Source organism: Alkalihalobacillus sp. MEB130 (genome assembly GCF_032335535.1).
GTDB lineage: Bacteria > Bacillota > Bacilli > Bacillales > Bacillaceae_D > Halalkalibacter.
In genome coordinates, this window is record NZ_JAOANA010000006.1 from 192742 (window position 1) to 210095 (window position 17354).

Sequence of the window (17354 nt, forward strand, 5' to 3'; positions counted from 1 at the left end):
AAAGAGTAGAATGGTTGTTCATTCTACTCTTTTAAATGTATGTAATTTAACGCATGTTGAAAAAAGTTTTCTCTAAGATTCTTGAAATTTAAAATTAAAGGTATATACTTCGTATTGCGAAATATAATTATTAAGATATACTTATATAGAGGGCCGGACGTAACGAAATGCACAAAGCCTTTAATAAATAAAATCTAATAACTAAGACTGAGTTTACAAACATTAAAGATTAATTAGGAGTTTTTATATGGACAATAAAGAGAGTTACAGTAAAGTACTAATTGCTGGTTTATTACTTATCGGTTCGTTTATTGCTGTTTTGAATCAAACGCTGATGATAACAGCCATTCCTCCGCTGATGGAAGAAATGAATATTACGGCGAATACGGGGCAATGGTTAACGACTGTATTTATGCTCGTAATGGGCATCATGGTACCGATTTCTGCTTTTTTAATTGAAAAATTTACGACGAGGCAGCTCTTCTTATCAGCGATGGCAATCTTCACGGTTGGGACTGTAATTGCGGCAATGGCAACCAATTTTCCTATCTTGCTTGTAGGAAGGATTGTTCAGTCTGTTGGGGCAGGGGTTATGATTCCGTTAATGCAGACGGTGTTTCTACTTATTTTCCCTGTAGAACGACGGGGAGCAGCTATGGGGTATATTGGTCTTGTAATTTCATTTGCACCAGCAATCGGGCCAACGTTATCTGGATGGGTGACCACGAATTATGAGTGGCGTTATATGTTTTATGGAATTATCCCTTTAGCAATTATTATGTTGGTGTTAGCGTTTTTTAAAATGAGGAATGTAACCGAACTTAAGAACCCCAAAGTCGATCCGATTTCAATTATGTTATCTACCTTTGGTTTTGGCGGACTATTGTACGGGTTCACTAGTGCGGGGAACAATGGTTGGGGTAGTCCGCAAACCATCATCTTCTTAGCTCTTGGAGTGTTATTGATTTATGTTTTCATAAAACGTCAGCTTGGGTTGGCTCATCCTATGCTGGAATTCCGTGTTTTTAAGGCACGGATGTTTACTCTTTCTACTATCATTTGCAGCATTGGCTTTTTAGGCCTCATCGGGCTTGAGACATTGATTCCATTATATATGCACAACATGCGAGGGTTTACAGCGGTAGAAGCAGGTATCGTCTTGCTTCCTGGGGCTTTGATCACAGGTTTTATGGCTCCTATTACAGGAAGAATATTTGACCGATTTGGTGCACGTGTGTTGGCAATCCCTGGTCTTATCATCATGACGATCTCTACTTTGGCTTTTCTCTTCATTGATACGAATACATCGATTTTGTATTTAACGGTGATGTACGCGATTCGAATGTTTGGGTTCTCGATGGTGATGATGCCAGTCAATACAGCAGGGTTGAATCAAATACCAAGAAAATTAATTCCGCACGGGTCAGCGGTAACGAATACCGTTCGTCAGATGTCAGCGTCTATTGGAACCGGACTACTCGTGACAACGATGACAACGGCAGAGAGAGCGGGAGCAAACCTTCCTCAGGTCGTAAATCCCGATATATTTGGAGCCGTTATCGCATTTGGAATGATTGGTGTGTTGACGTTTGTGTCGTTAATTCTATCTTTTAAAGTCCAGAAAACCTCGCCACCAACAGATGAAGAATGGGAGCGAAGCAGCCAGGTAACTGTTTCAAATGAAAAGGTTGAAGTCTAGGTGTGCCTGTGGTCATGCCCCCCAAAAATAGACACCAATAAATACGACATCAACATGCATTTTTATAATTTAAATAATAACTCTTTGGAGTAACGAGACCCAGTTTATACTGGGTTCTTTTTGTTCGCCCGGCATGGGCGAACTCTAACGGGTGAAAGTCCCGAGTACAACCTTGAAGCGGTAAGTACATAGCCAAAAGCAAGGGTGTCCATGGCGACATGGAATCTGAAGGAAGCTCAAGGCAAACCTCTGGTCTGACGAACAGAAATCATATAGGAGACAACGTATGAGGACAAGACTGCAAAAGAAGTTGAAATCCGATAGCTACTATAATCATACGGGGTAAATATGGCAGATAGGTGGAGGGAAAGAGCTCGCACCTTAACTGGGGAGGTCTCACTGGTCTACACCAAAATCTTGTAGCGATACAAGACTGGATAGTGAGAAGTCAACAGAAGCCGTAGTAGTGAAGACATCTAACGAAAGTTAGAAAGAGCGAAGGGCTGAACAATTTCATCGTTATAAGACATCTCGATAGGAAGAGAGAATAGACCACTGGCAATCTAGTGAGAAAGTGAATACCGACTTTACGAGACAGAAAGGAAATAACAAAGCATGTATGAAGAAAAACTACTGGATAAAATCCTTGATAAAGATATCTAAATCAGGCTTTTAAGCAGGTGAAAAGAAATAAGGGTGCAGCTGGTGTGGATGGAATGACTGTTCAGGAACTAGGAGCATATATGGTGGTTAACAAGGAAGAAATAATTTCTCAAATTCGACAAAGAATTTACCACCCTCAACCCGTTCTAAGGGTTGAAATTCCTAAATCAAATGGCGGGGTACGACTCTTAGGTATTCCGACGGTCAAAGATAGAGTTATTCAACAAGCGATAGCCCAAAGCCTTACACCTATGTTTGATAAGGGATTTAGTGAGTATAGCTACGGATTTAGATCTAATCGGTATGCCGAGATGACTATCATACAAGCCCTAGAATATTTAAATGATGGTCATGATTGAATTGTAGATATTGACTTAGAACGTTTCTTCGACACAGTAAACCATGATAGACCAATGAATCTTGTATCAAGGACAGTTGACGATGGTGATGTCATTTCACTCATTCGCAAATTCTTAGTAAGTGGTGTACAGATCGACGATGAATATAAAGAAACATTCATTGGAACTTCTCAAGGAGGGAATTTATCTCCACTGCTTAGCAATATCATGCTTAACGAATTGGGTAGGGAACTCGAAAATCGTGGTCTCCGATTTGTAAGGTATGCGGATGATTGTATTATTATGGTCAAAAGCGAAATGGCTGCGAAACGAGTCATGAGATCAGTGACAAAAATCATCGAAGAAAAGCTGGGTCTGATCGTCAATAGCACAAAAACGAAAGTAACAAGACCAAATGACCCTTCTATGAAATTTCTAGGTTCTGGTTTCTTTAAAGATTATCAAGCAGATTTATACAAGGCAAAACCGCACCAAAAGTCAGTAGAGAATTTCCAATACAAACTGAAGCAACTAACAAGGAAGAATTGGAGTGTTGAAACGAAGTTTCAGTTGAGCGAATCAACCAAGTCATACGAGGATGGGTTAATTACTTCAAAGTTAGCTATATGAAAACGGTGCTTGGTAAAATAGACGCCATATAAGAGTTCGATTAAGAACATGTATATGGAAGAAGTGGAAAACAGCCAAGAATCGAAGGAAGAATCTAATCAAACTGGGAAAGATACAATGCATACAAATATAGCCATACCAGTAAGGGCGCAGTCCGTATTGCCTACTCGTGGGTACTTAGTACAACAATTACGAATAAAAGATTAGCTAGGTTTGGGCTAATCTCTTGTGTTCAACATTACAACAAAGTACATGTTTAGTATGAAATTGAACCGCCGTATACGGATCCGTACGTACGGTGGTGTGAGAGGTCGGATAATCAAATAATGATTATCCTCCTACTCGATTCGTTGTAATAACGAATATAGATTTGTAGGTCATCTTTAAAGGTAGTTAATTTTATGCTGCGGATTAATTTGAATTAACTATTTTTGTTCCAGTGCTGTTATATTAACAAAGTGCATTACAGTTAAATTTTGAACATTTGAAGAATAACGAGCATATATTTAATTAAACTTCTACGTTTTTTAGAACCATATAGACGGGAGAGTGAAAAATGAGTCTTTCAGATTACGGAAAAACGTTATCGAACCTAGGTAAAAACATCCAAAAGATAAGTAGGTCTGAAATCAATTCAGAAGAGGAATGTTTAACCGAGAAAATTAGAAAAAACCTTTCTACTTGTGATTATGCTCTTAAAAATTTAAAGGATATTAGCCCGCCAACATTGCTAATGAGTGAACATCATGAGCTAGTTGAGAAATTTGAAAATTTAAAGAATGCGTACTCTCTACAGCTAGAGAGTATAGATGAAAAATCTGAAATCGATAATATGGCTACCTTTAATCAATGTGAAAACAGAATCGCTACGGAATTAAATTTAGTAAAGCCAATATTATTAAACATGGTTGTAAAGGTTGCTACATTACCAATTTGAGATTAGATAATGTAACCCTTGGTGAATAATACTTTGTTACTCGAAAGGAGCCCCACTATGTATAGCCCAACGTACTATTATCGCCAAAACGAAGGGCAGGACTTGATTAGTAATATCATGAGAGCAATCAATGGTCAATATAGCGCTATTGCCTGTTATGAACAACTAGCTCGACTTGCTCCAACTCAAGAAATAAGGAAAAAAATATTAGAGATTCGTCAAGACGAGGTTAGACACTTCCATGTATTCTCTGAAATATATGTGTCACTGACAGGTAGGCAACCATCACCTCAAATAACGGAAGCTTGTCCTACAGATTATCGTTCAGGTCTAAATGCTGCTTTTATGGATGAACAGGAAACGGTTGATTTTTATTTAGATATAGCTGATAAAACATCGGATAGATATATTCAACAGCAATTTCGTAGAGCAGCAGCAGATGAGCAAAATCATGCTGTATGGTTCTTGTACTTTTTAACGCAAAGATGATGAAAAAACCACCAATCAAAATTAGAAAGATCAGGGCTGACTCAAAAGGCAAAGATAGTGCTGGCAATGGTTCTGTTCGCTACTCGTCTTGAGAAGAGAGATCCACTCCTCTCAAGGCTTTTAGAGATGGAGCGACTCCCTGCATCGCTTTTTGGTATCCCCAAAGGTACAAACCATACCTTTGGGGATACCACCAATTAGAGATGTCAAATCCAAGATCTTCTTGGATGTATAATGACAAAACACGGATAACAACAGCACGAATGACCCGGGTTGTTTAAGTGCCGCCTACCAAGATTATATTGATAAAGTCCATAATAATGGTGCATTCTAGAACCCCCTAATTATTTATTTTTATATAGTATGTAAGATTATTCATAACGTATAGGCAAGCGAAATGATGATAATTTGAATTTACCAGAATTCATTTCGGGATGAAAAATAAAAAGAGTGAGTCGATATAAACTATTATATATTGCTCACTCATTTCTTATTTTTTTATAAAGTACGCCTAAGATTCAATGTCTATTGGGGAATGAATGTGATCCTTATACAAATCAACATATAATTGGCCGTTTGTCCCTCGTACGCAATAAGATACGTCATGTAAGAAAAAGCCTCGTTGTTTTAATTCCTCAAATAACCAATCTTTTGATAAATCATTTTGTTTTAGATTCTTATCAACGATCTGGCCATCCATTATTAATTCGAGAGGGAATAAAGGAGGGGCAGAACTGGCTAGTCCAATATCTTTTTTTGTAACTTGCGAGTGTTCACTTTTTTTCATAACTGAGAGGTGACCATCACTTTCAATCAACGCAAATTCGACTTGATCAATATTGAATATATCTTTCTCTCTAAGTGCTTGGTTAAGTGAGTCTATAGTCATCCGCATCTTTCTTAAATTGTTCTCAAGTATTTTTCCGTCTTGGATGACAACTGTCGGCTCCCCCGAAAGCAGAACACGTGCATTTCTATTTTTCATTGAAATATAAGTAGCAAGATAGAGGATTCCACAAAATGTGAATAATGCCGTAATAAAATGTGTGATATTAATATCTAAGTTAAACGTGAGGTTACCTGCTATTCCACCAATCATGATTGCCCCGATAAAATCATGAATTGTCATTTGAGAAATGGTTTGCTTTCCTAAAAAATGGGATACTGTTATAAGCAAAGAAAAAGCTAAAAAACCTCGTAGAACAATTTCAATCATTTCAAAAAACATCAAGCCGCCCCTTTTTTATTTGCTATTCTCTTTATTTACTCAATCTTCAATTGTTATACATAATAGGGTGGATAGAAAGGAAGAAGAACTTGTGAATTAGGAAGTTATGATTAAGGGAATCGATGTAAAAGACATAGGGTCCCAACCTTTTATAGTTATTAATGTAGTAACCTATGGGATAAACTCTTGTATACCTGTAACAAGTTCATCTATTAATACTTCTTCACTACCAACTGCTTCTAGTGCTGACCCTAAAGATTGCAGCAAATTACCATTAATTGCAATTCTTTGTGCTGAAAGAATGATGTCTCTATCAGTAGAAACAAGTTCTTTGGTTGCCCCTATTGCTTCTAACCCTTGGCCTACAACCCCTACCCATTGGCCAAATGAAATTTTCTTTTCTCCCTTCGCACCATTTTGCAATGCGAATAAATCAGAAGTATATTTTGCTTCCATTATTTGTCCAAGTAGCTGTATCCAAAGTGCGGTTACGATCTTCCTTTCAAGTCCTTCAATTTTTTTGGTGTTCGGATCAAATTGATTTGAATTCACTCTTTCCAAAACAAACCACCTCACTAACTATTTTTTAGCCAAGTTCAACTTGATGACAGCTTTATGTTACAGTATATGAACTTTTATATTTCGAGTGTGGGTAACTTGTTATCTATTCTGTTGTTTATTACAAATTTTATCTGTCACAAATTCCTGAATCAGTCATTTAAATAAGAAAGGGAACGGTGTAGAGGTTTCTTGTCCAGAGGTCGTGTTTACGTGGTGAAGAGGGTGAACAGGCATCAAATCATTTAATAGTAATTATTTTAGTCACTCCTTTTGCCTATATGTCATAAAATAATTACGGTAATAACTAAAAAAAGCAGGTGTACATTATGCCTTCAATTATTGGCGGACCGATTAAAATTCTTAGTAATAGTGGTGTGGTGAATTTCGGAGATACACTGAACAGTTCACCCAAATCTGTATCAAAATCGGTAACAGGTGCAGGTAGTTCCCACACAGGAGATTTTCAAATTACCAATACTGGTATCAATATGAATAATGTCTTAGATCCTGATGTAAGTGATCAAAACCAAGGTGGAAATGTTTAGAGATGTCTGTATTACAAGTGTGAGTTCCATGATGAATCATGTAAAAGAGGTGGTGAATGAGGATGAATGATTTCTATAACGATGTACCAAAACCATTTAAGAAATTTTTTAGTGACGATTTTTGGGGGAATTTCGATCATATGTTTCAAGAATTCGAAAGTCAAAAGCAAAGCCAATTCCCCAAAACGAATATCTACGAATCTGGAAATGAATTGGTTTGTATTTTATTATTACCAGGGATTGAACGAATGGATGATATTAATCTTAACGTAAATAGTAATATCTTATCAGTTAGTGGAACTATTCATTTACCATTTGAAGGTTATCATTCTAATAAAGAGGAGATTTTTGAGGGGAGCTTCAAAAGAGACATTCAGCTGCCATTTCCAGTTCGAAGTGATAAAGTAATGGCTTCGTATAAGAGGGGATTTCTAAAGATTTGCTTATACCGTTTGTTAGTGAAGACGTCACAAAATAGCATAGTCATAGAGGATTTAGAAAAGGAGTAATGCGAAACTCATTTTTTAGAGAAGGAAAAGATAAAAAGAAGAACAATCCATTTTCGCTTTTTGTGAAAATGGATTGTCTTCTTTGTTTTAATGTTAATCTCCTGAAAGTTGCCTTATATGCTTTACTCTTGCTTCTGCATCTATTAACCGATTTGACCCTATTTGGGCGATGGATGCTGCTGAAATACTTGTGATGTCAACATTATGGACTTTAATAAAATGTGATTCGTTTCTTCTTGATATGGTGAGGTTGCCATTCATTTGCGGTTTTGGAATGACTCGTGAAAATAGAGGGAATTGATTGAAATTTCCTTCCCTCCCATAGAATAATTCTTTCTCACGCTGTACGGCTATTGCTCTGTGCCTAGGTGTAATTTCCTCCGCATCTCCAACTTCAAAAACAGAACTGAATGTAATAACCTCTACTTCCACTAAATTTACTACCGATATTCTCTTCGACATATTGCCGCTTCCTTTATTCAAAAGCTAACGGAACAAACGGTCCAATAATTAACGATTCGGGTGGGGTATCAAAAATAGAAGAGAGATTAATGCAATCTGTATCTCCTACCAAAAATATGGATGAACTTGAGATACCGGTAATTCTAACATTTTCAACACTTAAATGACGATTGATTACAGTATAATTCATTGATTTGCTCCTCCTGTTTCCTTTGGTAAATTTTGTATAAACAATTCGAAGGTTTTATTAATATCGTCTTTCACTTTCGATTTGGTTTGATACTCTAATTCTTCTATCTGTTCCTTGGTTAGCTGCTCGATGTTCATTTGATTTAAATAATGACAAATGCGCTGATCCATCTGGTTTTTTACATCATTAATGATAAAATGTCTATATTCTGGTTGAAGTGGAAATTGATACCTGTGTTCTAGTTCTTCAATAACTGGAACACATTCATGGTCTAAATAGTGATAGATCTCTGTCCGGATATTTTCAAAAGCTGTAGGGTACTCCTTGCTCCTTGGAACATTTAATTGGTGATTCTGAACTTGGAAATCGTCAATGGCTTCATTTGCACTTTGGGGACTTAAGCCAATGTTTAACGTGCCTTCAAGTGTTTCAACTTTTAGTTGATCAAATTTATATTCGATGCTAGTAGGCTGTTGATTCTGTTTATGGTCTGCTAATTCCTTTTGAAGGTCAAGTAAGGATTTTTCCAATGTTGATATTCGGTCATGCAACATTTGCATATAACCATTTACCTGTTGAAAGTAAGCATTATTCCAGTATTCCAATGGTTCATCCCCCCTATTACTTGCTTAACTTAGTAGCTAAAATTGAACGATTGATTTTCCCATCAATTGAAGCTCTTTCGATAGCCTAGATAAAATCAACATGACTAACGTGAAAAATTATTGGGTTACTGGGGCTAACGGGACTACTGGTGCAAATTCATTTACATCTGTTCCTGTTGCTTGTTGTCCTGCTTGAGGAGCAGGTTCTGTAAACCCACCTGTATTATAGTTGTTGGATAAAGCTTTAATCATCCCGGCACTTCCTATTTGGAGTACGGATGAATTTGTTATTCCATTAATTCGAAGTGACTGAATATTGATGCTCTGATTAATGAAAAAGTTCATTTCATACCTCCAACTTTTAAAGTACTCCCGTTATGTTTTGGTCGGCTACATCCGAATCATTTACGTTTGTGACGCTATAATCGTTTCTCACTCTTAAATTATCTCCTGTATTAAATGACCCCGCGCCAGAGAAGGTTTTTGCAGAACTAACAGGGGCAATTCTAAACACATCCCCAACATTAAATACTCCACTGGACGCAACTGCATTCACTTTTATTGCTCCAACAATTGCTGGCATAAAAATAACACCCTTCATAACTAATTATTCTTCATTATATGAGGAAATGGGCTTAGGTGTTCATCATGATATGGTATTCGATTATAAAATATTGGGAATATAGGGAAAACGGAAAGGCGTCCCAGTGCAAGATCAAACGTGACAGTGTGAGAGGCGATTGTATTGTGTCTAAAAATTGAAACCAAATAATCACTGTAACGTAACTATAATGAGCGGAAGCAAAATAATGTACTTATATTTGCTTTTCACTAACGAGAATGAAGGGCATTCTTCTGTATACGAGTAGTAGAAGGATGGAATTAATATTTTTAGGGGGGGTTACCTTCTTGGGGGAGGGAGAAAGTTGGATAATAAAACTCGGACAATGATGGCACTTATCGGTAGTTTCCTTCTATTATTTGTTGGTATGTTTAGAATACTTACTGAATCAATGACTTTTACATCTTTATTTGTTGCATATGTTTTCTCAATTACTGGGTTATTTGGCGTAGTTATAAACGGAGTCGTTCTTAGAAGGCTACAAACAAAAGAATAGCGAGTGATTCACAGCCCCTCTGAAAGATTCTTAAATCTGGTAGGAGGGGTTTGTTTTGAACCTTAAAAAATAATTTAATAACTACGGATAGAAAACGTATTTTGATTTGGTTTATTCATCAAAATACGTTTTTTATGTATCTTACATAGAAAATTAGAATAACGACATTCTATTTGTTTTGAATATAAAGTTCAATAATCATTGAATGGTTTGTTGCGCTGATGTATAATGTAACCAAACAAAATACATTTCAGAGGTGATTTTATGGAAGTATTTCAAGCAACAAGTAGAAAAAGGGAGACGTATGAGGTTCAGTTTGCTTACTCTCCATTATGGGAGTGTGCACTTGGGATTGCGGCCGTGACTAATTCACGACTAATACATACTCTAGAAAAGTCAGAGACTTATTGGGAAGAGCTTAAAGGGTCATTATCCAAAAATCTTTTACAGCATCTAGATTATGTGGAGAAGAACAACACATGGAAGGCACTATTACAATTGCTTCATCATTGTGAGAGTAATAAATTGAATGAATTCTGTTCCTATATCGATTTATTACAAAGCTCTAATTTTAAATTCACATGTCTTCCTTATGTCGGGAGGGAGTTTCAGCATGTAAGGGAAAGTGCTGCTGTTGGAGATGAGAGTGCGATTCTAGAACTGAAACGGATAACAAGTGAAAATCCCTTCTTTCCTCAGTACATAGAATTTATAAGTAAAGCCGACACGAATAAACTCAAAGCTCATCTAATTGAGGTTATGACATTATGGTATGAAACTGTGATCAGACCTGAGTTAGAACGGACGAACCAAATTTTACAGACTGATTATGAATCTAAAATTCAAATGAAAGAGAAGATGTCATCTGAAGAACTGGTCCAGTGGGCAACAGGTGGAGTCAATTACCTCCCTGAGCCAAGTGTTCATAAGGTATTGCTGATTCCGCAGTTTGTCTATCGTCCTTGGAATATCGAAGCTGACATGGAAGAAACGAAAGTATTTTACTATCCAGTATCTAATGAAAGCATTTCACCAAATGATAAATATATGCCAAATACTTTCTTAGTGCAAAAGCATAAGGCCCTAGGAGATGAGATTAGATTAAGAATAGTAAAGTTGTTAGCGGAAAGTGACCGTTCGCTCCAAGAACTAACTGAACAGTTAAACATGAATAAAACGACGATACATCATCATTTAAAAACATTACGTGCAGCAAAATTAGTTGAAATGAATGGAGTGAAATATTCCTTAAAAGCGAATGTCATAGACCTGCTATTTAAGGAACTAGACCAGTACATCAAAAAATGATGAGAGGGAAGCTTATGAATTCATCATCTCTATTTAAAAACCGTTCGTTTGTTTCTACATGGTTGGGAAATGGAATTTCTGAACTAGGTGGTGCTTTTGGGACCTTTTGTAACTCCATTTTAATATATCAACTTACTGGTTCTACTTTGGCACTAGGGAGTATGTGGATTTTGTACTTTTTACCATCACTAGTTCTTCAGCTTTTTATTGGTCCGTATATTGACCGGTGGAGCAGAAAGTGGATTATGGTGTTCTCTCAATGGACAAGGGGATTCATATTTATCATTCCATTAACTGCATTACTATCAGGTAACCTTGAGGTATGGCATATATATGCTGTTCAGTGTGTAGTAGGTTTAATCACTCCTTTCTATGTTCCTGCTAATCATGCTATTACGCCGACTATTGTTGGAAAAGAACAGTTACAATCAGCAAATGCATACATTGATGGAACCGTTCGTTTCATGACCTTTCTATCTCCCATTTTAGCTGGAATCGTAATTGAGTATACTAGTGTTCAATTTACCCTTATTCTTGTAAGCTCTCTTCTTATCATGAGTGGTTTTACGTTACTATTTATTCATGAACAGAGAAAGCAGCTGGAAGTAAGAAATACTTGGGTAGCAGATTTTCTGGAAGGAATATCTTTTTTCTTTACTCAAAAAATCATAGTGTGGTTAGGGGTCTTTTTAGCGTTTGTTCAATTCGGGGTTGGTGTAACCATGGTGACCACTCTACCGTACATTACCGAAGAATTAGAAGGGAGCTATGCCGAATATGGGTATTTTATGGCTGGTTTTCCTATTGGATACATAATAGGGACTATACTAGTATCAAAAATCAAATATAAAAGTCGTAGATTTCTCATGCTAGGTTCCCTTTTTATAGGAGGGTTAACATTCATAGCACTTTGTTTTAACCAGAGCATTATATTAGCCATAATAACTGAAGTAATTGGTGGGGTAGTGATGGCTATTTTTAGTGTACATAATACGACGATTTGCCAACAAACGGTTCCCAATCACCTGATGGGGAAAGTGTTTTCAGTACGTTTACTTATCATACGAGGAGCTATGCCTTTGGGAGTGCTATTGGGTGGTGTGGTAAGTGAGATGTTTGGTGTAAGACCAATGTATCTTTTCATTGGTTTACTTATTAGTTTTGTTTCAATAGTAGGAATGTGTTTTCCATTCTTTACATTTATTGATGAAGAAAATAGTCGAGAACGTATTGTTTCTTAGTAGAGAGGAAAACCCATACCATGCTTGGATGTTTTATAGGGTGCTTATTCTCCGTATATTCGTTTCTTTGTGCTTTTAGCCACTCGCTTTTCACTCTAGGGTCAAAGGCAAAGGTGGATAAACAAGAAAAAAGTTGGTGCTTCTTAAAAAATTGCTATCCTATAGTTACTTGTCCAACAAAAATAGGAAATTAATGTTAAAGTGAAGGGGAGGAACAATTTAGTGTAAGAAGGCAACATTAAAACAATGCGTTTTATTGAAGGGTGATTTCGTGACATTTGTTATTCCGACTTGGTTAGATTCAATTCTTCGGGTAGTATGGATCATTCTATTCATAATGTTATACAGTTATATAGTTTCAAAGGTATTTGAAAAACTAAGGATAAAGGCTAATCAATGGGTAATAGGTATAGTAGTTTTTCTTGCGTTACTTGGTACGCAATTTATTCTTGAGAAACAATACAAACATTTTTATCCCCAAGAAGATCACATTGTGATTAAAGGAAACGGTGAAATAGTAGAAAATGCTACAAATAAAAGGCTCATCACTACTGATAATAATTTATTTATCTTTATTGGTGGCGGTGTACCGTTTCAGGATACAATATCATATTCATTTAATACAAAAGACGAAAAAATCCAAGATGTAGAAATACTGCTATCTTTTCAAGAACCAGACGTTGAAGCCATAATGAAGACGTTTCAAGTATACAAAGAGGAAGTAAAGCCAGATAACCGTTCTCTTATAGATTTCTTTTCGAGCTTCATTTACTACGATGATGTAATAGAAGAAAAATTCACATTTGAAGTTAGCAAACAGATAGGAATGCTTAACAAGGAAGAAATATCAAAGGAACAAATAGAAGAAATAATTAAAACTTTTGAATCTCGGGTCATGGATGTACATGAGAAGAAGTTGTTTTCGATAGAGTTGAACTAAATGTTAATATTTGCTAAATCAGGTTCCTTTAAGAAGTGGGGAGTATTCTTAATGAACGACCTACCATTAACGACATAATTGAAGTAAGACCATTTTTCGTTTTCCAAAACTATGTATCCGGTTATAGTGAGAAAATTAAAACAGGGGGAGAGAAAGGAAAACTTTTTCGGTTTATCAATTATATTTACACTGCTGGGGTTAAGTATGATTGTTTCTATGTCACAGGGTGGAAATCTTTTTGAAACTTTAACATTTGGCACAAAGGGTATATCGTTTATTTTTAACCCTTCTCAATCCAATTTTAAAAAGAAGAGAGTGTTATTTATTTAACAAGGTTCTAGCTAGCATTGAGAGGAGAGGATTTTGAAATGAACATCTTCTTTGACGTTTCATGGCACTTATTTCATTTCCTTCTTATAGGAATATTAATAATTAGCGTTACAGCTACTTTAAGTTTTTTCATAAAAAATAAAATCGCTTTACTTGTCGCGATAATGACTTTAATTCTTGTAACCATTTTTGTTATCGACCAAACGAAATATACAACGTTTCAGGAGTTATTTTCAGAACACCTAAGTGAAGAAAGCAAGGTTCGCAGTATATCAATAGCAGTTAATGATTTATCTGGAGATAGACCTGAAACAGTAGCACGTAAAACTATTGAAGATGATTCACTCATTAATGATATCTTGGAGGATTTCGAAGAGATAAAACTTAAAAAGGATGAGGATGGCCAGTTTTCTTAGCAGGAGATATACAATAGGGATTACGGCTAATAATGAGATAAGAGAGAACTTTTCAAGAACTACTACTAAATATATTGAAATTGATGATAAGTATTTTGAACAATATAGAATCATTACTAATTCTAATCACTTAAAGACCATTGAATCACTTGTTGACATGGAAGAGTTAGATAATGCAAGTAACTAAAACGTCAACCGTTGAAGGTGAAAAATAATGTCTGGTTAGGCTGAGTTGTAGAAACGATGGAATTGAATAAAATCTTCTATCAGCTTCTTTTTCTTTTATGAACTAAGGGTTGGGTTAGTAGATCTTGAGTTGCAATCTTGTAACTCATTTTTTGTGATAAGAAACTAGTAAATGGTGTTCAATTAAAGGAGTGATTTTGTATCATAAGGACATTTCATATTAATTAAATATTTAATTCAGGATAATTGAATAAGGAAATAAAGAAATTTTAAAATGGGGGAAATCTTATGAAGAAGTTGCAAACAGAAAGATTATTCCTTAGACCTATAACTACTCATGATTCAGTGAGAATTGAAGAATTGGCAGGGGACTTTGATGTAGCTAAATCTACTTTAAATATTCCTCACCCATACCCTGAAGGTTCATCAATACAATTTATTGAAAGCATCCTTAGTGCAGAAAGAAATAATAATATCATAATGTTTGGAATAACAGAGAAAGAATTAAATCTTCTAATTGGTCTTATAAATTTAAATTTGTCTAAATCTTATAATCGAGGAGAACTAGCCTATTGGGTTGGGAAGCAATATTGGGGGAGAGGGTATGGAACTGAAGCTACCAAAGCGTTATTAGAATATGGATTTAATTACCTTAATCTAAACAAAATATTTGCAGCATCGTTTACTTCTAATCCTGGTTCTTGGAGGATATTGGAGAAAGTAGGATTGAAATACGAAGGTACCTTAAGGCAGCACGTAGCTCGGTTTGGTCAATTTTACGATTTAGCTTACTATGGATTGTTAAAAGAAGAGTTTGATAAAGAATCTTCAGACGAAGGTAGATTCTAATAACACTCATATGGAAAAATTGTCTTGATAACAATTGAGCTAATATAAATTAAGGTCATAGTTTAATAAGTTGAATTAGATAAAGTGTGATGTATTATGGCTTTACAAACTAAATTGTTTAAATGAAGTATTAAGAGGTTTTGCAGTTTGTATACAAAGGAGATGGACCATTGAAAGAAGAAGGGAAAATTGAATATTTTACAGAAACAGAAAGATTGGAGTTGGTTAAAAGGATTTGAAACAAGGCTACCTTCACAGCACAAATACGATGAGGGTAGAAGAGATATGAATATATGTACTGAAGAATGGTTTAGTGAATTAATTACTAACCATCAACAGATGGCAGCCGATGACAAAGTGTACGTCTTCGGCATATTTCGAAAAGAAGATAATGTTCATCTAGGTGCAATAGATTTCTCAACGATTATGAGGGATGATTTTCAATGGGCAAGGTTTGGTTATACGATTCATAACCAATTTTGGAGTAAAGGGTATGGGAAGGAAGCTGTAAAAGCAGCTGTCACTCTTGCGTTTGAAAAATTAAGTTATCATCGAATTGAGGCTCATATAAATCTTGATAACACCCCTTCTATTAAATTAGCTGAAAGTATCGGAATGGAATTTGAATGTGTTAGAAAAGGGTTTATATATGAATACGATGAATGGACTGATAATTTAATCTACTATATTAATTCAAATACATCTTCTTCAACAAATGGTTAGCGTATCTCAGCTTGGTAAGATACTCTATTGGTTAGGCTTTTTATTGTTTATGTTAGGAATAGGTTTTAATGAGAAGTTAGGTATAATTACAGATTCTCCTGAATATTTCTCATCTCTTTCTATACCAGCAATAATCATAGGTGTAATGCTTCTTTTTATCTCCAATTTCTTTAAAAAAAGATAATATTTAAATGTTTCCACTAAAAGTCAGGACTGTAACATAGAATAAGCCATTCATGTAACGAAACAATTTAGTTTACTAAGAAAATATGATATGCTAGAAATTAGTACCTGGTAATAAAAATGGATATAATTATATTTCCAATTTAGGAGGACGAAATGGAAGATTTGCTGAAGTTGAAGGGTAAAAATATTGTAATAATGGGTGTAGCGAATGAACGTAGCCTTGCATGGGGTGTAGCTAGGTCCCTTTATAAAGCTGGCGCTAATCTTATTTTTACCTATCGATTAGAACGTTCACTAGGAAAATTAAATAAGTTATTAAAGGAAAAAGACTTTTCTGCTCAACTAATCGTGCAATGCGATGTGAACAATGATGAAAGCATTCAAGGAGCTTTTCAAGAAATTGGGGAAAAAGTAGGGACGATCCACGGCGTAGTGCACTCAGTTGCATTTGCAAATTCCGAAGATTTAAAAGGCGAATTTATAAATACTACAAGGTCCGGGTATGCTTTTGCTCAGGATACTAGTTCATATTCCCTAATAGCTGTTGCAAGAGAAGCAAAACCTTTTATGACTGAAGGTGGTTCTATCGTTACAATGAGTTACCTTGGAGCTGAAAGGGCAGTCCAGGGCTATAATGTTATGGGAGTAGCAAAAGCAGCTCTTGAATCATCAGTAAAATATCTCTCATTAGACTTAGGAAAAGAGAACATTCGTGTTAATGCGATTTCTGCTGGAGCAATTCGAACACTTGCTGCGAAGGGTGTTGGTTCCTTTAATGAAATTTTACATAAAATTGAAGAAAAGGCCCCTTTAAAAAGAAATGTAACACAAGAAGAAGTGGGCGATATGACGGTCGCAATGCTTAGCAATTTATCTAGAGGTGTTACAGGTGAAGTTGTCTATGTAGATTCCGGATATAATATAATTGGCTAGATACAACAAATAATCAAAGAAAAAAGTCGCTGCGGCGGCTTTTTTCTTTGATTATTATTGCTTCTATTTTTTTATCTTTATGATGATAGAGGATGTGAAGTGATTGCAAAAGACATTGAAACGCTTCGCCCGATTGTAAACGATAAACTAAAATCAACAGTTTTCCACAAATAGAACTCAACAGAAAACCACAAATAAGATTAAACAGTTCCCCAGTACATGATCATTTTCAATATACTAGATTATAGTTTATTGAAAGTGAGGAATA

The 17354-nt window shown here is 35.6% G+C and carries 24 protein-coding genes and 1 pseudogene; 18 read left to right on the top strand and 7 right to left on the bottom strand.

The window, feature by feature from the left end:
* Positions 1 to 247: 247 nt before the first annotated feature.
* The 7 genes and pseudogenes from N0O92_RS08525 (at position 248) to N0O92_RS08540 (ending at position 4756) form a co-directional block, all read left to right on the top strand.
* Complete coding sequence (locus N0O92_RS08525; protein ID WP_315614248.1) at positions 248 to 1699, top strand: MDR family MFS transporter; 1452 nt, start codon at positions 248 to 250, stop codon at positions 1697 to 1699.
* A 680-nt stretch (positions 1700 to 2379) separates the two neighbouring features.
* Positions 2380 to 2721 carry a hypothetical protein gene (locus N0O92_RS23875; RefSeq protein WP_483860625.1) on the top strand — a complete coding sequence of 114 codons (342 nt, stop codon included), beginning with the start codon at positions 2380 to 2382 and terminating at the stop codon, positions 2719 to 2721.
* A gap of 54 nt (positions 2722 to 2775) precedes the next feature.
* Positions 2776 to 3153: pseudogene (locus tag N0O92_RS23880) on the top strand (reverse transcriptase domain-containing protein); the annotation flags it as partial.
* A 137-nt stretch (positions 3154 to 3290) separates the two neighbouring features.
* Positions 3291 to 3362, top strand: a complete 72-nt coding sequence (locus N0O92_RS23790) for a group II intron maturase-specific domain-containing protein (RefSeq protein WP_396334485.1) — start codon at positions 3291 to 3293, stop codon at positions 3360 to 3362.
* A gap of 16 nt (positions 3363 to 3378) precedes the next feature.
* The gene (locus tag N0O92_RS23795; protein ID WP_396334482.1) at positions 3379 to 3537 is read left to right on the top strand and encodes a hypothetical protein; all 159 of its coding nucleotides are present in this window, start codon (positions 3379 to 3381) and stop codon (positions 3535 to 3537) included.
* Positions 3538 to 3886: 349 nt separating this feature from the next.
* Positions 3887 to 4267 carry a hypothetical protein gene (locus N0O92_RS08535; protein WP_315614249.1) on the top strand — a complete coding sequence of 127 codons (381 nt, stop codon included), beginning with the start codon at positions 3887 to 3889 and terminating at the stop codon, positions 4265 to 4267.
* A gap of 57 nt (positions 4268 to 4324) precedes the next feature.
* On the top strand, positions 4325 to 4756 hold the full coding sequence (locus N0O92_RS08540; protein WP_315614250.1) for a ferritin-like domain-containing protein: 432 nt from the start codon (positions 4325 to 4327) through the stop codon (positions 4754 to 4756).
* Positions 4757 to 5267: 511 nt separating this feature from the next.
* On the opposite strand, the gene N0O92_RS08545 is transcribed toward N0O92_RS08540, so the two are convergent.
* On the bottom strand, positions 5268 to 5984 hold the full coding sequence (locus N0O92_RS08545; RefSeq protein WP_315614251.1) for a YetF domain-containing protein: 717 nt from the start codon (positions 5982 to 5984) through the stop codon (positions 5268 to 5270).
* Positions 5985 to 6155: 171 nt separating this feature from the next.
* A complete protein-coding gene (locus N0O92_RS08550; protein WP_396334486.1) occupies positions 6156 to 6536 on the bottom strand; it encodes a DUF6944 family repetitive protein in 381 nt (126 codons plus the stop codon).
* Positions 6537 to 6871: 335 nt separating this feature from the next.
* Here N0O92_RS08550 and N0O92_RS08555 point away from each other — a divergent pair, with 335 nt between their 5' ends.
* Entirely contained in the window at positions 6872 to 7090 is a 219-nt protein-coding gene (locus tag N0O92_RS08555; protein WP_315614253.1) for a spore germination protein, read from the top strand.
* Between the two features lie 62 nt (positions 7091 to 7152).
* Entirely contained in the window at positions 7153 to 7599 is a 447-nt protein-coding gene (locus N0O92_RS08560) for an Hsp20/alpha crystallin family protein (RefSeq protein WP_315614254.1), read from the top strand.
* A 93-nt stretch (positions 7600 to 7692) separates the two neighbouring features.
* Here N0O92_RS08560 and N0O92_RS08565 read toward each other — a convergent pair whose 3' ends face one another.
* The 5 genes from N0O92_RS08565 to N0O92_RS08585 all read right to left on the bottom strand — a co-directional run bounded on the left by N0O92_RS08565 (position 7693) and on the right by N0O92_RS08585 (position 9439).
* Positions 7693 to 8061: a spore germination protein GerPE gene (locus N0O92_RS08565; RefSeq protein WP_315614255.1), complete on the bottom strand. Its 369-nt coding sequence runs from the start codon at positions 8059 to 8061 to the stop codon at positions 7693 to 7695.
* 13 nt (positions 8062 to 8074) lie between these two features.
* The gene (locus N0O92_RS08570; protein ID WP_315614256.1) at positions 8075 to 8251 is read right to left on the bottom strand and encodes a spore gernimation protein GerPD; all 177 of its coding nucleotides are present in this window, start codon (positions 8249 to 8251) and stop codon (positions 8075 to 8077) included.
* The gene (gene gerPC / locus N0O92_RS08575) at positions 8248 to 8856 is read right to left on the bottom strand and encodes a spore germination protein GerPC (RefSeq protein WP_315614257.1); all 609 of its coding nucleotides are present in this window, start codon (positions 8854 to 8856) and stop codon (positions 8248 to 8250) included. The genes N0O92_RS08570 and gerPC overlap by 4 nt, the downstream gene beginning before the upstream one ends.
* A 117-nt stretch (positions 8857 to 8973) precedes the next feature.
* Positions 8974 to 9201, bottom strand: a complete 228-nt coding sequence (locus tag N0O92_RS08580; protein WP_315614258.1) for a spore germination protein GerPB — start codon at positions 9199 to 9201, stop codon at positions 8974 to 8976.
* Between the two features lie 16 nt (positions 9202 to 9217).
* Complete coding sequence (locus N0O92_RS08585) at positions 9218 to 9439, bottom strand: spore germination protein (protein WP_315614259.1); 222 nt, start codon at positions 9437 to 9439, stop codon at positions 9218 to 9220.
* A 343-nt stretch (positions 9440 to 9782) separates the two neighbouring features.
* Between N0O92_RS08585 and N0O92_RS08590 the strand changes: the two genes are divergently transcribed.
* The 9 genes from N0O92_RS08590 (at position 9783) to N0O92_RS08630 (ending at position 17260) form a co-directional block, all read left to right on the top strand.
* Positions 9783 to 9974 carry a hypothetical protein gene (locus tag N0O92_RS08590; protein ID WP_315614260.1) on the top strand — a complete coding sequence of 64 codons (192 nt, stop codon included), beginning with the start codon at positions 9783 to 9785 and terminating at the stop codon, positions 9972 to 9974.
* A gap of 264 nt (positions 9975 to 10238) precedes the next feature.
* The gene (locus N0O92_RS08595; RefSeq protein WP_315614261.1) at positions 10239 to 11282 is read left to right on the top strand and encodes an ArsR/SmtB family transcription factor; all 1044 of its coding nucleotides are present in this window, start codon (positions 10239 to 10241) and stop codon (positions 11280 to 11282) included.
* 14 nt (positions 11283 to 11296) lie between these two features.
* Positions 11297 to 12523 carry an MFS transporter gene (locus N0O92_RS08600; RefSeq protein ID WP_315614262.1) on the top strand — a complete coding sequence of 409 codons (1227 nt, stop codon included), beginning with the start codon at positions 11297 to 11299 and terminating at the stop codon, positions 12521 to 12523.
* 271 nt (positions 12524 to 12794) lie between these two features.
* Positions 12795 to 13463, top strand: a complete 669-nt coding sequence (locus N0O92_RS08605; RefSeq protein WP_315614263.1) for a hypothetical protein — start codon at positions 12795 to 12797, stop codon at positions 13461 to 13463.
* A gap of 368 nt (positions 13464 to 13831) precedes the next feature.
* Positions 13832 to 14209, top strand: coding sequence for a hypothetical protein (locus tag N0O92_RS08610; RefSeq protein WP_315614264.1), 378 nt, complete (start codon positions 13832 to 13834; stop codon positions 14207 to 14209).
* A 474-nt stretch (positions 14210 to 14683) separates the two neighbouring features.
* The gene (locus tag N0O92_RS08615; RefSeq protein WP_315614265.1) at positions 14684 to 15244 is read left to right on the top strand and encodes a GNAT family N-acetyltransferase; all 561 of its coding nucleotides are present in this window, start codon (positions 14684 to 14686) and stop codon (positions 15242 to 15244) included.
* A gap of 189 nt (positions 15245 to 15433) precedes the next feature.
* Positions 15434 to 15967 carry a GNAT family N-acetyltransferase gene (locus N0O92_RS08620; protein ID WP_315614266.1) on the top strand — a complete coding sequence of 178 codons (534 nt, stop codon included), beginning with the start codon at positions 15434 to 15436 and terminating at the stop codon, positions 15965 to 15967.
* 339 nt (positions 15968 to 16306) lie between these two features.
* Positions 16307 to 17086, top strand: coding sequence for an enoyl-ACP reductase FabI (gene fabI / locus N0O92_RS08625; protein WP_315614267.1), 780 nt, complete (start codon positions 16307 to 16309; stop codon positions 17084 to 17086).
* A 57-nt stretch (positions 17087 to 17143) separates the two neighbouring features.
* A complete protein-coding gene (locus N0O92_RS08630; RefSeq protein ID WP_315614268.1) occupies positions 17144 to 17260 on the top strand; it encodes a DUF3885 domain-containing protein in 117 nt (38 codons plus the stop codon).
* The last annotated feature ends 94 nt before the right edge of the window (positions 17261 to 17354 follow it).

What these genes read in the sequence shown, in the direction of transcription:
- N0O92_RS08555 (WP_315614253.1), top strand. Translation starts at nt 6,872, where the DNA reads ATGCCTTCAATTATTGGCGGACCGATTAAAATTCTTAGTAATAGTGGT.
- N0O92_RS08595 (WP_315614261.1), top strand. Translation starts at nt 10,239, where the DNA reads ATGGAAGTATTTCAAGCAACAAGTAGAAAAAGGGAGACGTATGAGGTT.
- N0O92_RS08560 (WP_315614254.1), top strand. Translation starts at nt 7,153, where the DNA reads ATGAATGATTTCTATAACGATGTACCAAAACCATTTAAGAAATTTTTT.
- N0O92_RS23795 (WP_396334482.1), top strand. Translation starts at nt 3,379, where the DNA reads ATGTATATGGAAGAAGTGGAAAACAGCCAAGAATCGAAGGAAGAATCT.
- N0O92_RS08570 (WP_315614256.1), bottom strand. Translation starts at nt 8,251, where the DNA reads ATGAATTATACTGTAATCAATCGTCATTTAAGTGTTGAAAATGTTAGA.
- N0O92_RS08580 (WP_315614258.1), bottom strand. Translation starts at nt 9,201, where the DNA reads ATGAACTTTTTCATTAATCAGAGCATCAATATTCAGTCACTTCGAATT.
- N0O92_RS08600 (WP_315614262.1), top strand. Translation starts at nt 11,297, where the DNA reads ATGAATTCATCATCTCTATTTAAAAACCGTTCGTTTGTTTCTACATGG.
- N0O92_RS08615 (WP_315614265.1), top strand. Translation starts at nt 14,684, where the DNA reads ATGAAGAAGTTGCAAACAGAAAGATTATTCCTTAGACCTATAACTACT.
- N0O92_RS08585 (WP_315614259.1), bottom strand. Translation starts at nt 9,439, where the DNA reads ATGCCAGCAATTGTTGGAGCAATAAAAGTGAATGCAGTTGCGTCCAGT.
- N0O92_RS08545 (WP_315614251.1), bottom strand. Translation starts at nt 5,984, where the DNA reads ATGTTTTTTGAAATGATTGAAATTGTTCTACGAGGTTTTTTAGCTTTT.
- N0O92_RS08540 (WP_315614250.1), top strand. Translation starts at nt 4,325, where the DNA reads ATGTATAGCCCAACGTACTATTATCGCCAAAACGAAGGGCAGGACTTG.
- N0O92_RS08535 (WP_315614249.1), top strand. Translation starts at nt 3,887, where the DNA reads ATGAGTCTTTCAGATTACGGAAAAACGTTATCGAACCTAGGTAAAAAC.
- N0O92_RS08610 (WP_315614264.1), top strand. Translation starts at nt 13,832, where the DNA reads ATGAACATCTTCTTTGACGTTTCATGGCACTTATTTCATTTCCTTCTT.
- N0O92_RS08565 (WP_315614255.1), bottom strand. Translation starts at nt 8,061, where the DNA reads ATGTCGAAGAGAATATCGGTAGTAAATTTAGTGGAAGTAGAGGTTATT.
- fabI (WP_315614267.1), top strand. Translation starts at nt 16,307, where the DNA reads ATGGAAGATTTGCTGAAGTTGAAGGGTAAAAATATTGTAATAATGGGT.
- N0O92_RS08525 (WP_315614248.1), top strand. Translation starts at nt 248, where the DNA reads ATGGACAATAAAGAGAGTTACAGTAAAGTACTAATTGCTGGTTTATTA.